Genomic DNA, 15,649 nt, shown 5'->3' on the forward strand with positions numbered 1-15,649 from the left:
ATTCCAAATCGATGGATACCGATAGGTGCAAATGAATTGGAGTGGCCATCTCCTGAAACATATCAAGAGGGGACTGTTCTTTGTTTTTCGATAAAGTAGCAGAAACACGAGAAAAATAAGGCAAGAGTGATTCCCTCGGGTCGAGAATGAAAAAAGTTTGCTTCATCGCGGGAAACGCCCATACCCCAAGTAGGTGCTCATCATAGGATGAAGCATCATGTGATAATTGGGAGGGGTTATAGGATGAAAAGTGTGGAAAAGATAGGGTTGCTTCTATTCAATCCAAGTGAAGGCAATGTACAGGCTAAGGATACCGATGTTGCTCAAGGACAGGGAATCCAATTTACTTTTCTATCAGAGGGTGTGCGGTATACGCTAGATGGAACGGATGAGTTAATATGGTTGCGGTTTGTGGATTCGCGCGCAGATCTGATCCCGCAAGGTGTGAAGCAAGAAGGACAAGGGAAATTCCAGCAGGTTCTCTACGAAGGTGTATGGCAGGGAATTGATGTGCTTTTTTATGGAGATGGAGGGTGCTTGAAGTATGATGTGATGGTTCATCCGGGTGCGCGCATCGAAGATATTCGCTTGGTTTACGAAGGGAAAAGAGAAATTTCTCTTAGCCAGCAAGGGGAGTTGTTTGTCTACACGCCACAAGGGGTGATATCTGAACGAAAGCCAGTTAGTTATCAGATGATGGATGGAAAGAGACGGGGGATTGCCTCTCATTTTCAGTTGATGAAGGACGAGTCCTTTGGTTTTGTTGTGGATAAAGAAGCATACGACCCAACAAAATTGCTCGTCATTGATCCGATTGTTTTCTATGCTACGTACTTAGGTGGCACGGGGTTTGATACTGGTAATAGTGTTGCCGTGGATGGTGACAGAAATGCGTATATGACAGGCACGACCAACTCACCAAACTTCCCCATTACTACGGGTGCGTTCCAAACCATCCAAGCTGGAAATAGCGATGTCTTTGTAAGCAAGTTGAATGAAGATGGCAGCGCTCTCCTTTACTCTACTTTGATTGGGGGAACCTCTCTTGATATAGGAAATAGCATTGCCGTGGATGGTTTGAACAACGCGTATGTGACAGGCAGGACAGATTCGACCAACTATCCTGTTACGGCAGGCTCTTTCCAGACAATTTTCGGGGGTGGAAGTGATGCCTTCGTCACGAAACTAAATGAAGCAGGAAGTTCTCTCATATACTCCACCTACCTTGGAGGAAGCCAGGGTGATATCGGTAGCGGTGTGGTTCTTGACGAGACAAATAATGTTTACCTCACTGGTGTGACTCTTTCGACGAACTTCCCAACAACCTCTGGAGCATTTCAACCGACCTTTGGAGGCTCGCAAGATGCGTTTATTTCGAAGCTAAATGCTTTAGGGTCATCCCTTGTGTATTCTACTTTTCTAGGTGGAAGCTTACCTGATCGAGGAGAAGGTATCGTTCTCAACGATAGCCGCCAGGCGTTTGTCACCGGAGCAACAATGTCTGCTAATTTCCCCGTAACAACAGGTGCTTTCCAAACGACGATTGGTGGAGTCTTTGGAGACGTTGATGCGTTCATTACTAGAATAAATACGACTGGGTCATCTCTGATATATTCCACCTATTTAGGTGGTTTAATGGCTGATAGGGGATTTGCGATTGATCTAGATGGGGGAGAGAATGCCTATGTGACAGGAAGTACCGAGTCAACCAACTTTCCTACAACCAACAGTGCTTTTCAATTAACTTTATCCGGATCGCGAGATGCTTTTGTAACAAAGTTGAATGCGCTGGGAAATGCGCTGGTCTATTCCACCTACCTGGGTGGAAGTGGTTCTGAGAACACGGTAGTAGTTGGGCCGATTGCGGGTATTGCCGTTGATTCCTTTGGTGGAGCATGGGTGACAGGCAATACGACTTCGGCGGACTTTCCTCTTACTTCGGATGCTTTTCAAGATAGTTTAGACGGAGCGAGTGATGTCTTTGTAACTCAGATGAGTTACTCTGGTAAAGGAATCTCCTTTTCCTCGTATTTAGGAGGGAGTTTAAATGAAATAGGAAATGACGTTGTCGTCGATAGTCAGGAGAATGCTTACTTTACTGGGAATACGGATTCATCTGATTTTCCTGTCACCTTTGCTGCTTTTCAGAGTCAATTTGGGGGAGGGCTTGAGGATGCCTTTGTTATAAAAGTAGGGTCACTGACGTCGGTGGGATCAACTGGAGCGCAAGGACCAAGTGGGCCGAGAGGACGACGTGGACCGAGGGGAGCGAGAGGGCCACGTGGTGTAGGCGGAGGAGAGACGGGATTGTAGGGTATAGGTGTTCATGCGATAGGAGCGGATTTGGTTGTTATCAGAGTCTGGAACAAATGATACATGAGGAGGGCTGGTTTATCCTCAGGAGGACTGGATGAATCATCAGTCTGTCTCGCCTGCTCTTCCTCTTTTGTTGTTGGGACACCCTGGCTGTGCTACAATCGATGGAAGAAGAGAACGATTTGGATAGAGATAGGAGGAGCCATCGATTGAAAGCTTTTCAATATTATGTGCTTGCTTTGGTCGTTATTGCCTGTGATCAATTCACTAAGTGGTTGGTCGAGACCAAGATGAGCTTATATGAAACGATTCCTCTGTGGGACGGGGTTTTTCACTTTACTTCCTCCCGTAATCGCGGAGCAGCCTTTGGAATCTTACAAAACCAACAATGGTTATTTATTGTCGTGACCGCGGTCGTTGTGCTTTTTCTTATAGGTTATATTTGGAGAAATACGCAAGAGAAAAATTTAGCGACCTGGTCATTCGCGCTTGTTTTGGGCGGAGCGATCGGAAACTTCATCGATCGTCTACGTTTGGGCGAAGTGGTGGATTTTCTTCATTTTAAATTAATTAATTTCCCTATTTTTAACGTAGCGGACTCCGCTATCGTGATCGGAGTAGGGCTACTATTACTAGATACACTTCTTTATTCAGGTTCAAAAACAAAGGAGCACCTTTCAGAAGCAGGAGAGAATCAATGAGAGAGTATGAAGAAAATGTGTTAGTTGTTAATCCAGAAGACGCGGGAGAGCGACTGGATAAGTATGTATCGCAACAAGAAGCGGACTGGTCACGGGTGATGGTACAAACCTGGATTCGCGATGGGCATGTCCGTGTCGAAGGGAAGACGGTCAAAAGTAATCATAAGGTGAAAGCAGGAAGCAAAATTTCAATCCACATACCGGAACCAGAGGAATTGGAGCTGCAACCCGAAAACATCCCTCTGGATATTCGCTATGAAGATGAAGATGTGATTGTGGTAAATAAACCACGAGGTATGGTGGTTCATCCAGGGGCGGGCAATCAAGTAGGGACCTTGGTGCATGCTCTGCTGTATCACTGTCAAGATCTATCTGGAATCGGTGGCGTCATGCGACCCGGAATCGTTCATCGAATCGATAAGGATACCTCAGGGCTCTTAATGATAGCGAAGAATGACTCGGCCCATCAATCGCTCGTTGCGCAGCTCCAGGCACGTGAAGTAGAACGCCTTTATGTGGCTGCTGTTCGTGGAAGCATCCCCCATGAGACAGGAACGATTGACGCTCCAATCGGACGCGATCCCCGCAATAGACAACAAATGACGGTTATTCAAGAAAATAGTCGGGCAGCCATTACGCACTTTACTGTGCAAAGGCGATTTAAGGAAGCAACATGGATCGAGTGTCGCTTGGAGACAGGGCGTACGCATCAGATTCGTGTTCATCTAAGGCACATTGGCCATCCCTTATTGGCAGACCCTGTCTATGGCCCGAAAAAGAATCACTATCCCGTGATGGAAGGACAAGCTCTCCACGCTCAAGTTCTTGGCTTTATCCACCCGCGGACGGGCGAGAAAGTACGATTAGAAGCAGAACTTCCGCAAGATATGAAAGCATTGTACCAGCAATTAGAGAGAGAGCAAGGCGAATAACGATGTGAATGGAATAGATTTTCACTGGAAAACCGTAGGGATCTTAGCCCTACGGTATTTTTTTATAGGATAAACCCTACTTGGTGAAGCGTTGTTTCATTAGATGAAGTCATTCCTCTTTCGAAAGGGGTGAAAGCTCACTCTCCACCTGGTTGCGAGCCTAAAGCTTCCCATGCTGGCTTTCATCTGGGGGCGTGTGCATAGAACATGAGGGTTTTCAATACTTACCTCCCACCTGGTGAAACTCAATCAATAGCTAAACCACCTTTGATATAAGGGTAAAACTCGCCCTAAGAGCGGTTAGCAGATGGACGAGCGGTTTCTCTTTGAGAGACTCTGAGCCGTGGATCAGACAGCGATAGGAGATACTGCCGTCCATGAACCAGGTAGCGAGAGAACCAGATACTCCCATGCGGTCTATATGCATCCGCTTTGCTGTCCCGTTTCATGAACATGGATAGAAGTGAATATAATGCGAGTATGGAAAGATCGTTCCTACTGGCAAATCTCTCGTAGAGGAGGACAGAAATGGATACAAAAAGATTTTTATTTGTAGCAGGTCTTCACCGAAGTGGAACGACTGTTTTGGCACGAAGCCTACAAGAAAATCCGGATATTAGTGGATTTACAGGGGTGAAAGTGCCGGCGAATGAAGGGCAATTTCTGCAAAGTGTTTATCGGCCCGCTCGTGAATATGGAGGGCCTGGCTATTTTGGTTTTAACAAACAGGCATATTTGACAGAAAATTCACCTCTGGTCACAGAGGAAAATCGCCAGAAACTATATGAAGAATGGAGCCGGTATTGGGATCTCTCGAAGCCCATTTTGTTAGAAAAATCACCTCCTAATATTATTCGCATGCGCTTCTTACAGGCGATGTTTCCGAATTCGTACTTTACGATTATTCAACGTCACCCCATTGCTGTTTCTTTTTCTAATGTGGGTATTAGGCGTCTCCATCTGAAGGAATTATTTGCTCACTGGTTGGTTTGTCATCAACAAATGACACAAGATCTTCGTCACCTCAACAATGTGTTAATTTTTAAATACGAAGAGTTTGTGCGACGCCCACAGGCGCATTTGGATTCGGTTTATCGGATGGTAGAAGCTCCACTGCACAAGCAACAGCTATCGATTTCAGCGCGCGAAAATCAAAAATACTTCGAAAAATGGAGTAAATTACCAGAAGAAACACGCGCACCTCTCCTACAAGAATTCGAAGATAAATTTCTAACGTTTGGATATAGTTTGCGTGAACCAGAGAAATTCTTCTCCTAATCCTCTTGACATACTTTGTCCGTTCCGTCATACTAAGTGCAATTGCATATGTCCTTTAATTCAGTCCTGTGAGGCTGGCAAGGAGACGGACATTGGCGAAGGCGATACCAGAGGACCGTGAACGGTTTTCTATTGTTGCGCCTACTAACTTCTTGCTACCTTTAAGGTGGGAAGAAGTTTTTTTATGAACTTTTTGGAAAGGAGGGAGTCAGGTGCCAGATTACAAGGCGATATTGGATGATGCAGCATTGCGACGGGCGTTGACGCGGATCGCTCACGAAATCATTGAACGAAATAAAGGAGTAGATGGATGTGTCCTCATCGGGATTCGTACGCGGGGGATTTACATCGCGAAACGGCTAGCTGATCGCATTGAGCAAATCGAGGGAAAGCGAATCGAAGTGGGCGAATTAGATATTACCCTTTATCGTGATGACCTGTCGGAGAAAGACGAGCACCCTCAAGTACGGGGCACCGACATACCCTTTGCGGTAGAAGGAAAGACCGTCATTCTCGTAGATGATGTACTGTATACGGGACGTACGGTACGTGCAGGCTTGGATGCACTGATTGATCACGGACGTCCTAAATTAATCCAACTAGCGGTGCTGGTCGATCGTGGTCACCGTGAATACCCCATTCGCGCGGATTATGTGGGCAAAAATGTTCCTACTTCAGGGCAAGAAGTTGTGAAAGTGATGCTGAGCGAAGTAGATGAGAAAGATGGAGTCTGGCTGTATAAAACAAAAGAAGATTCCCTTTAAATCGGTCCCGTGAGACTGGCAAGGGGGTGAAGTTGTTACCCATAAAGGGGTAAGGCTTCGTTGTACCTCTTTGCCAATAGGTAAAGAGGTTTTATTCTGGAAAAACCCCCTGTTTCCACTCTCAATGGGACATGTGTTCATTAAATGGGATTTAATAACATCTGAATAGAGTAGCACCTTTAATTACAGTCCTGTGAGTCTGTGAAGGAGCGAAAGAGGAGGCATCGCTCTTGCCGGTACTTCAAACAACACGGTTTGCTGTTGAGAAGGTACCAGCAAGAGAAGCCACTTCCTTCTGTCTAAAAAGCTCCTTCTTTTACTAGAAGGAGCTTTTTATTCAAATAATATGCTAGGAGGGGAATGCTATGGGTCACTTCCTTACCACCCAGCACTTATCCGAGGAAGAAATAAAAGAAATTCTCATAGAGGCGGAGCAGTGGAGAAAGCGACGAGAGGGAAAGAGACAGGAAGGCCGTTTTGTGGCCAATCTTTTCTTTGAACCGAGTACGCGCACTCATTTTTCCTTTGAAGTTGCACAAAAGCGGCTGGGCCTCCATGTTCTTAATTTGAGTGAAGAGCATTCTAGTGCAACAAAGGGAGAATCGCTCTATGATACATTGCAAACGTTAGCGGCGATTGGCGTGGAGGTGGCCGTCCTTCGCATCAAGCAAGAAGGAGTCTTGCAAGAGATGGTGGATCGAGGGGTCGGTATCCGCCTGATCAGTGGAGGGGAGGGTACGTGCTCTCATCCGACACAAGGACTTCTTGATGTATTTACCATGATGGATCACTTTGGAGAGATACGTGGGTTGAAGGTCGCGATTATTGGAGACATCGCTCACAGTCGTGTGGCCCACTCCAATGTACAGTTATTAAAGACGATGGGGGCAGAAGTTCTTTTGAGCGGTCCGGAAGCGATGCGCTCACCATTATTAGAAGAACATGCACCGTATGTACCAGTGGATGAAGCGATGGAAGCAGCAGATGTGGTGATGATGTTACGTATTCAGCTTGAGCGGCACCATGAACAGTTGCAGCGAACGAAAGAAGAATACCATGAGCAGTATGGACTTACCGTGGAGCGGGGCGAGCGGCTGCAACCTCATACCCTGATCATGCATCCGGGTCCGGTCAATCGCGGTGTGGAGATTGCCGATCAGTGGATCGAGCACCCTCGTTCCAAGATTACAGAGCAGATGCAAAACGGGGTCTGGGTGCGAATGGCTGTGCTCGATCGAGCCTTAAAAGCAACCGATCGAAATATCTAGCGAACATATCACCCAAAAGGAGGAGAAGAGAATGGCACACATCATTTTGCAAAACGGTCGCTTGATCGACTGGGAAGAACAAGTGCTGGTAGAAGCGGATGTCCGCATCGAAGGAAATCGGATTGCCGAGATTGGAAAGAACTTAACGATTGAGGAATCAGCTAAGGTGATTGACGTCGGAGGACGCCTCATTTCTCATGGCCTGATTGATCTGCATGTCCATTTACGTGAACCGGGATTTGAAGCCAAAGAGACGATCGCTACGGGGACCCAATCTGCGGCACGTGGTGGATTTAGCGCGGTTGCCTGTATGCCCAATACGCGGCCCGTTACGGATTCACCTGCTGTCATTGGTGGCATTCTAAATAAAGCGGAAGAAGAAGGGGCGGTGCGGGTATACCCCTTAGCGGCGATCAGTAAGAACGAACTGGGCCGCGAATTGACCGACCTAGAGGCATTAAAAGAAGCGGGAGCAATCGCCTTTTCTGACGATGGAGTAGGTGTGCAAAGCAGTCAGCTGATGAAAGAGGCCATGATAGAAGCGAGTCGCTTGAATCTACCCATCGTGGCTCATTGCGAGGACAATACGCTGGCACACGGTGGATGTGTTCATGATGGAGCGTTTGCCAAACGTCATGGATTGAAGGGCATTCCTAACGAAGCAGAATCCGTTCATGTAGGACGAGATATTCTCCTGGCAGAAGATACAGGCGCTCATTATCATGTTTGTCACATCAGTGCCAAAGAATCTGTGCGCCTGGTGCGCGAAGCCAAAAGTAGGGGACAAAAAGTAACCGCTGAAGTAACACCACACCACCTTCTCTTATGCGAGGAGGATATCCCTTCTCCGTCAGCACAATATAAAATGAACCCCCCCTTGCGTTCGTTAGCGGATCGCGATGCCGTACTGGAGGGATTAAAGGATGGCACGATCGATATCATCGTCACCGACCACGCTCCTCATACGGCAGAAGAGAAAGCGCAATCGATGTCACGGGCTCCCTTTGGGATCGTCGGTCTGGAAACAGCTTTTCCTCTCTTGTATACCCATCTAGTAGAAACAGGGGAACTAACCTTGATCGAGCTGATCGATAAGATGACACGCAAGCCGGCAGCACTTTTTGGACTAGGCAGTGGAGAATGCCGCGTGGGTGAAGTAGCCGACCTGACGGTAATCGATTTGGAAGAAGAACGGGCGATTGATGCGGAAAGCTTTTTGTCCAAGGGAAGAAATACGCCCTTCAACGGTTGGAAGGTGAAAGGGTGGCCACAGCTCACCATAGTGGATGGGAGCATTGCTTGGGCAGAAGAAGACTGGAAAGTAGGAGGCGAATAAGGATGAAAGCAAACTTATTACTTGAAGATGGTACCTTATTTATCGGAGAGTCTTTTGGCGCAACAGGCTCGACGGTTGGGGAAGTGGTCTTTAATACAGGGATGACCGGTTACCAAGAGATTTTGACGGACCCTTCTTACTGTGGACAAATCGTGACCATGACTTATCCACTAATAGGGAATTATGGCATCAATCGTCATGACATGGAAGCCATGGTTCCCCATGTTCATGCTTTTGTTGTCCGTGAGCATGCGGAGGCACCAGAGCATTGGCTCAAAGAGTTAACCTTAAGCCAATGGCTAGATCAGCATGGTATTATAGGGATTTCTGGTATTGACACCCGTATGTTAACGCGTAAACTACGTAAACATGGCACGATGAAGGGCTGGATTACGACGGAATCCATGGCTACGGAGGAGATGAAAAAACACTTAGAGGATAATGAGATCATGCGTGATCAGGTGCAACGTGTGAGCACGAAAAACCTCTATACCATTCCACACTACGGCAAGCGAGTGGTCATGATTGACTATGGAGCGAAAGCAGGACTGAAGCGAGAATTGGTGAAGCGTCAATGTGAAGTGATTGTTGTTCCTCACGATACCTCGGTGGAAGAGATTGAACGCCTCTCACCGGACGGCATTTTCTTATCCAATGGTCCTGGAGACCCGAAGGATGTCCCTTATGCCATTGAGGTGGTAAGAAAAGTAGCAGAGCGTTATCCCACCTTCGGCGTCTGTTTAGGGCACCAGTTGCTCGCACTAGCCTTTGGCGGGGATACCGAGAAGATGCGCTTTGGTCATCGGGGGTGTAACCACCCCGTGAAGGACTTAGCAACAAAGAAGACATTTATCACATCACAAAACCACGGCTACGCGGTTTGTGCGGATTCCATTGATGAAACCCCCTTTGTGATTACACACCTAGCACTGAACGATGATACAGTAGAAGGTCTTCGACATAAGGAGCTACCCATTTTCTCGGTTCAGTATCACCCAGAAGCAGCCCCAGGCCCCTTTGACTCGGCCTACTTGTTTGACCAATTTATCGAGATGATGGAAACAACACAGGAGCAGGAGGGACAGCTTTATGCCAAAGGATGAAACGCTTAAGAAAATCATGGTGATTGGTTCCGGACCGATTGTCATCGGGCAAGCCGCCGAGTTTGACTATGCAGGTACCCAAGCGTGCCAAGCTCTGCGAGAAGAAGGGGTCGAAGTTGTCTTGGTGAATAGCAATCCGGCCACGATCATGACGGACACCGAGATGGCGGATAAGGTGTATATGGAGCCTCTAACACCGGAATTTCTTACACAGGTGATTCGTAAAGAGCGACCGGATGGACTCCTTCCCAGTCTGGGGGGGCAAACAGGGTTGAATTTAGCAGTAGAGCTTGCTAAGCGTGGCGTGTTAGAACAGGAAAATGTTCGTCTATTGGGAACGGATTTGCGGGCGATCACCTGCGCAGAGGATCGTGATGAATTTCGTCAGCTGATGAAAGAATTAGGAGAGCCGGTCCCAGAAAGTGAGATTGTAGAAGGGGTAGAGGAGGCACTAACCTTTGCCAATCATGTTGGCTACCCTGTGATCGTTCGTCCGGCTTATACACTTGGCGGAAGCGGGGGCGGTATTTGTACAGACGAACATGAGTTACGGGAAACGGTGGAGAATGGACTTCGCCAAAGCCCCATTCGTCAGTGTTTGGTTGAACAGAGTATCGCTGGCTTTAAAGAAGTGGAGTATGAGGTAATGCGTGATGCAGTAGGCAATTGCATCGTGGTCTGTAACATGGAAAATTTCGATCCTGTCGGGATTCATACGGGGGATAGCATTGTGTTTGCCCCGGTGCAAACCTTGAGCGACCGGGAAGCCCAACGTTTACGTACTTCCTCTCTCAGAATTATTGAAGCCCTTAATATCCAAGGGGGATGTAACGTACAATTGGCCTTGGATGCGCACAGTGGACAGCATTATGTGATCGAGGTTAACCCACGGGTGAGCCGTTCCAGTGCGCTGGCGTCGAAGGCGACGGGTTATCCGATCGCACGAATTGCCGCGAAGATTGCCATGGGTTATACCTTGGATGAATTGAAGAATCCGGTGACGAAGCAGACCTACTCATGTTTTGAGCCGACGATTGATTATGTTGTGAGTAAAATTCCTCGCTGGCCCTTTGATAAATTTGCCTCTGCCAACCGGAAACTGGGGACGCAGATGAAAGCGACGGGTGAAGTGATGGCGATTGGACGAACAATGGAGGAATCTCTCCTTAAAGCGATTCGTTCACTGGAGCTGGAAGCCGATGACCTCACGTTGCCAGGGTCTGACCAATTGTCTGATGAAGAGTTGCAGCGTCGCCTGCACATGGCTGATGATGAGCGCATATTCTTGCTGGCAGAAGCATTCCGAAGGCTGTGGTCAGTCGAGGTGGTGCAAGCCCTAACACAAATCAATCCATTCTTCTTGGAGAAGATAGAACGTCTCGTCAAGTTGGAACGGGAAGTGGCTACGGAAGGATTGGATAGCCACGAACGATTATGGCAGGCCAAACGGGCAGGGCTAACCGATAAGACGTTGGCACGTTTAACTGGGGAGACAGTGGAAAGCGTTCGACAGCGTAGAAAAGAGCAGGGCATTGAACCGGTTTACAAGATGGTGGATACATGTGCCGCTGAATTTGAAGCTGAAACGCCTTACTATTACTCCACGTATGAGCAAGAAGATGAAGTGACATTAACAGAAAAACCGGCTGTCATGGTCCTTGGATCGGGCCCGATCCGTATTGGACAAGGGGTTGAATTTGATTACGCAACGGTGCATGCGATCCTTGCCATTCGTGAACAGGGCTTGGATGCAGTCATCGTGAACAACAATCCAGAAACCGTGTCGACGGACTTTAATATTTCGGATCGCCTTTATTTTGAGCCTCTCCACACAGAAGATGTGATGCACATCATTGAGAAAGAAAAGCCACTGGGAGTGATTGTCCAGTTTGGAGGGCAGACAGCGCTCAATTTAGCCCGGGATTTAGATGAAGCGGGAATCCCTATTCTAGGAACCAATCTGGATGCATTGGATCGAGCGGAGGATCGCAAACGATTTGAAGCCTTGATGAGGGAGCTTCACATTCCACAACCTCCGGGCGTAACGGTAACCTCAGAAGATGAAGCCATCGAAAAAGCAGGGGAACTTGGCTTTCCTGTCTTGGTGAGGCCATCTTATGTACTTGGTGGAAGAGCAATGGAGATTGTATACAGTAAAAGTGAATTGCGCACCTATATGGAGAAAGCCGTTAAAATTAATCCGGCTCACCCTGTATTGATCGACCGGTATTTGCAAGGGAAAGAGCTGGAAGTGGATGCAGTCTCCGATGGAGAACGTGTGCTCATCCCAGGGATGATGGAGCATATCGAGCGTGCGGGCGTCCACTCTGGTGATTCGATCGCCGTTTATCCCACACAGTCCATCAGCGAAGCACAGAAAGAACGATTGGTCGCAATGACAACGCATATTGCGCAATCGTTGGATACACGCGGGTTGATCAACATCCAATATGTGCTTCATGGCGATGAGATCTATGTGTTGGAAGTGAATCCACGGGCATCGCGGACGGTTCCTTTCCTAAGTAAGGTGACGGGCGTTCCCATGGCGCAGGTAGCGACACGGGTGATGCTGGGTCAATCGCTAGCGGAACAAGGGTACCCAGGTGGTTTGTGGCCGGAAGATGATGCTGTTTCTGTTAAAGTACCCGTCTTCTCCTTTGCCAAATTGCGCCGGGTGGATATTACCTTGGGACCGGAGATGAAATCGACGGGCGAAGTGATGGGGCGTGACCGTGATGTGGCAAGAGCCCTCTATAAAGGTTTGTTAGCGGCAGGGATTTCTCTTCCTCGCTTTGGGACGGTGGTAGCTACCATCGCCGATAAAGAGAAAGATGAAGCCATCTCACTTCTGAAACGTTTCCATACCTTGGGATACCAGCTGGTAGCAACGGAAGGAACAGCTGACATGCTTGTGGAAGCGGGGCTTCCCGTGAGGCGGGTAAACAAGTTGAAAGATGGCTCACCGCATATTCTCGACCTCATTCGCCGAGGAGAGGCGGACTTGGTTGTCAATACGTGGACACGAGGAAAAACACCTGCCCGTGATGGATTCCGTATCCGCCGCGAAGCGGTTGAACATGGGATAGCTTGTCTCACTTCACTTGATACGGTGGATGCGCTACTACAGACATTGGAATCCATTCACCTGTCTGCCGAAGCGATTCAACCTCCAACGAAAAAGAGAGAGGGCAGTCAGGTAACGGTGTGAAGACAAGCTACCCTCACAGGCGATAGAAGAGAATAGGGAGTCTATGTTCATTATCTCTTCGTACCTTGATGGGTAAAGAGGCTCCCTACCGTCTTTTGTGCCGCGAACATGCTTGGTTAAAAGGAAACGGATGTCTATCATCCTCATTGAATTGGTGAGGTAAATGGATGGAGTGGGGAAAATGACAGAACAGGTAAGCGAGCAAGGGTCTACACTGTTGGTACGTGATCGAATCATTATCGCCTTGGATTATGCTACGGTGAAGGAGGCGGAAGGGTTTCTCTCCCTGTGGGAAGAGAGCGCAGAGAGACCTTTTGTGAAAGTAGGCATGCAGCTTTTTTATACAGCGGGTCCCGCTTGGGTTCGTCAGTTAAAGGAGCGGGGATACAAGACCTTTCTTGATTTAAAGCTACATGATATTCCTAACACGGTAGCGGGTGGGGTTGCTTCCGTGGCGGATTTAGGGATTGATCTATTAACCATTCATGCTAGTGGAGGCCGAGCGATGATGGAGGCGGCTCGAACCGCAGTAGATCGCAGTGGGACGGGGTTAAAGCTGTTGGGTGTGACGCATCTGACAAGTACCGATCAGCACATGTTAAATGATGATCTAGGCATTGCAGGTCGTGTAGAAGACTCCGTCCTTCGCTTAGCCAAGTTGGCTCAGTTGTCTGGAATGGATGGAATTGTTAGTTCTGCGCTTGAAGTGCCACGGATCAAAAGCGAGACAAGTGGCTCACTTTTTACTGTTACACCAGGTATTCGGTTAGCGGGAGATGACCCTTCGGATCAGAAGCGAGTGGTAACTCCCCTACAAGCGTTGGAAAGAGGGGCAGATTACTTGGTTATTGGGCGTTCTATTACACGCGCACAGGATCCCAAACGTATGGTCGAAACCATTGTACAGCAGATGGCAGGGGAGAAAAGGTGAGCGCAAATCGAACAAGATAGTAGTGGATATTTTTACCGAATCATCTCCGCTTTTTTAGGATAATATTGGAAAGGAAGTGCGCCAATGAGTACGAATTGGACGATACAAGAAGCACTTGAGAGAAAGAAAGTATTACAAAAAGGGCACTTTCAGCTGTCATCGGGTAAACATAGCCAGCAGTATCTTCAATGTGCACAACTCTTACAGTATCCCGATGAAGCAGAAGCGGCGGGACATAACCTGGCAGATCGTTTTCGCGGAGAAGCCATCGATCTAGTGGTCGGTCCGGCCATGGGGGGGATCATCATCGGTCATGAAGTGGCTCGCTCCTTAGGAGTTCCCTGTCTTTTCACAGAACGTAAACAAGGAGAAATGCAGTTACGACGCGGGTTTTCGATTAAACCAGGGGATCGCATCCTGGTGATTGAAGACGTGGTGACAACGGGTGGCTCGGTCAAGGAAGTGATGCAGCTGTTGCAATCCTTGGGTGGCGAAGTGATCGGAGTTGGCGCATTAATCGACCGCAGCGGTGGGAGCTCTCCGTTTACTCAACCCTTTCAGGCACTGATGTCGTTAATGGTTGAAAGCTATGAACCAGAGAATTGCCCACTTTGTCAAGAGGGGATTCCGCTCACAAAGCCGGGAAGCCGTGAAAAGGTGTAGTCCTCACTCTATGACTCGGATTGTTGCGTGACCTTTATGGGAATTCTTCTGCCTTGAAACCGTAGCAGAACAAGTAATCCTACTGCCCATCATCTTTTTTGCACATTATGGTTCTAATGGATTCTTCTGATTCAACTGTTTGAGCTTTTTTCTATTCACTATCTTCTTTTTGAATTTCTCAGGATTATTGTGACCACGGTACTCAAGGATTTTGTTTAACATCTTCTTCGAAGGTAATTTCTTAAAACCCTTAATGCCGGGTTGGACATCCGGTTGAGGATTGGATTCGATGATCCATACTCTTCCTTGTGTATCCACTCCGAGATCGACTCCAATCTCTTTACATTGCGGGGATGTTGCCGTTTGCTGTGCAATGAGAAGGCTAATCCGCCTCATTTCCTTCATCACTTTTATGGCGGGAGCTTTCACTTTAGAGAGAGAAAGTGCTTTCGATACGGTTAAGACGGATGCCTTTCCTCGCCAGACATTGGTTACGACAAAACGTTTATCGCCCGCCATTCGTGAATGCATACCGGTCACAGCCCAAGGGGTTGTGGCTTTTTTTCGTTGTACCATCACCCGGTAATCAATGGGACAGCCTGCGGCTGTAGCGAGAGGGATATATCGTTGTATCAGGTATTTCGACCCTCCCCAACGGGTGAGCTTATTTAGATAGCGGTTTGCTTCTTTTTTATTTTCTATTAAATAGCGCTTTCCTGAATAGCGTATATCGATGCTCTTATTCTTTAACAAGGTGACCCGGATAATCGCATATCCGCCCATACCTGCGGAAGGCTTTAAGATTATGCTTCCATAACGATGAAGCATCTCCCACAGGCTGGAAAGACTCCATATTCGGGTTTCTGGAAGGGCGGATGAAAGGGATGAACTTTTGGCGATTTGTCTATAAACACGCCATTTGTATCCTGAATCGTTCAAAGTGACTACGCTCCTTCTCGAAATGATCTTTATCTATCACGTTCATCCACTATCCACTCTTTATGGACTATTAGATGGAAGGTTGTTACTCCGATTCCATGTTGCTTTTTTATGATCAAACTACCTTTCCCATTCTATGTTCTTTCTCCCTCGTTGGTTCATGATATTCATTGAATCCTAATAGGGGGTGTAAGTGAGCATCTTGCCTCC

12 protein-coding genes are annotated in these 15,649 nt (G+C 47.8%); 11 read left to right on the plus strand and 1 reads right to left on the minus strand.

What is annotated here, in order from left to right; all coding sequences use genetic code 11:
- Nucleotides 1-243: 243 nt before the first annotated feature.
- The 11 genes from AC6RGY_RS03380 to pyrE all read left to right on the plus strand — a co-directional run bounded on the left by AC6RGY_RS03380 (nt 244) and on the right by pyrE (nt 14,500).
- Nucleotides 244-2,313 (plus strand): SBBP repeat-containing protein, encoded by a 2,070-nt coding sequence (locus AC6RGY_RS03380; RefSeq protein WP_499859788.1) that lies wholly within the window; start codon nt 244-246, stop codon nt 2,311-2,313.
- A gap of 212 nt (nt 2,314-2,525) precedes the next feature.
- On the plus strand, nt 2,526-3,017 hold the full coding sequence (lspA, locus tag AC6RGY_RS03385) for a signal peptidase II (RefSeq protein WP_499859789.1): 492 nt from the start codon (nt 2,526-2,528) through the stop codon (nt 3,015-3,017).
- Nucleotides 3,014-3,949: an RluA family pseudouridine synthase gene (locus tag AC6RGY_RS03390; RefSeq protein ID WP_499859790.1), complete on the plus strand. Its 936-nt coding sequence runs from the start codon at nt 3,014-3,016 to the stop codon at nt 3,947-3,949. Before lspA ends, AC6RGY_RS03390 begins: the two co-directional genes overlap by 4 nt.
- Nucleotides 3,950-4,477: 528 nt before the next feature.
- Nucleotides 4,478-5,227 carry a sulfotransferase family protein gene (locus AC6RGY_RS03395; protein WP_499859791.1) on the plus strand — a complete coding sequence of 250 codons (750 nt, stop codon included), beginning with the start codon at nt 4,478-4,480 and terminating at the stop codon, nt 5,225-5,227.
- A gap of 212 nt (nt 5,228-5,439) precedes the next feature.
- Nucleotides 5,440-5,991 (plus strand): bifunctional pyr operon transcriptional regulator/uracil phosphoribosyltransferase PyrR, encoded by a 552-nt coding sequence (gene pyrR, locus AC6RGY_RS03400; protein WP_499859792.1) that lies wholly within the window; start codon nt 5,440-5,442, stop codon nt 5,989-5,991.
- Nucleotides 5,992-6,356: 365 nt separating this feature from the next.
- Complete coding sequence (locus tag AC6RGY_RS03405; protein WP_499859793.1) at nt 6,357-7,259, plus strand: aspartate carbamoyltransferase catalytic subunit; 903 nt, start codon at nt 6,357-6,359, stop codon at nt 7,257-7,259.
- Between the two features lie 31 nt (nt 7,260-7,290).
- Entirely contained in the window at nt 7,291-8,595 is a 1,305-nt protein-coding gene (gene pyrC / locus AC6RGY_RS03410; protein ID WP_499859794.1) for a dihydroorotase, read from the plus strand.
- Between the two features lie 2 nt (nt 8,596-8,597).
- Complete coding sequence (gene carA / locus AC6RGY_RS03415; RefSeq protein WP_499859795.1) at nt 8,598-9,698, plus strand: glutamine-hydrolyzing carbamoyl-phosphate synthase small subunit; 1,101 nt, start codon at nt 8,598-8,600, stop codon at nt 9,696-9,698.
- Nucleotides 9,685-12,906 carry a carbamoyl-phosphate synthase large subunit gene (gene carB / locus AC6RGY_RS03420; protein ID WP_499859796.1) on the plus strand — a complete coding sequence of 1,074 codons (3,222 nt, stop codon included), beginning with the start codon at nt 9,685-9,687 and terminating at the stop codon, nt 12,904-12,906. Before carA ends, carB begins: the two co-directional genes overlap by 14 nt.
- Before the next feature lie 181 nt (nt 12,907-13,087).
- Nucleotides 13,088-13,837 (plus strand): orotidine-5'-phosphate decarboxylase, encoded by a 750-nt coding sequence (pyrF, locus tag AC6RGY_RS03425; RefSeq protein ID WP_499859797.1) that lies wholly within the window; start codon nt 13,088-13,090, stop codon nt 13,835-13,837.
- A gap of 84 nt (nt 13,838-13,921) precedes the next feature.
- A complete protein-coding gene (gene pyrE, locus AC6RGY_RS03430; RefSeq protein ID WP_499859798.1) occupies nt 13,922-14,500 on the plus strand; it encodes an orotate phosphoribosyltransferase in 579 nt (192 codons plus the stop codon).
- 105 nt (nt 14,501-14,605) lie between these two features.
- On the opposite strand, the gene AC6RGY_RS03435 is transcribed toward pyrE, so the two are convergent.
- Complete coding sequence (locus tag AC6RGY_RS03435) at nt 14,606-15,439, minus strand: YheC/YheD family protein (protein ID WP_499859799.1); 834 nt, start codon at nt 15,437-15,439, stop codon at nt 14,606-14,608.
- Between the last annotated feature and the right edge of the window lie 210 nt (nt 15,440-15,649).

Source organism: Mechercharimyces mesophilus, assembly GCF_059818345.1.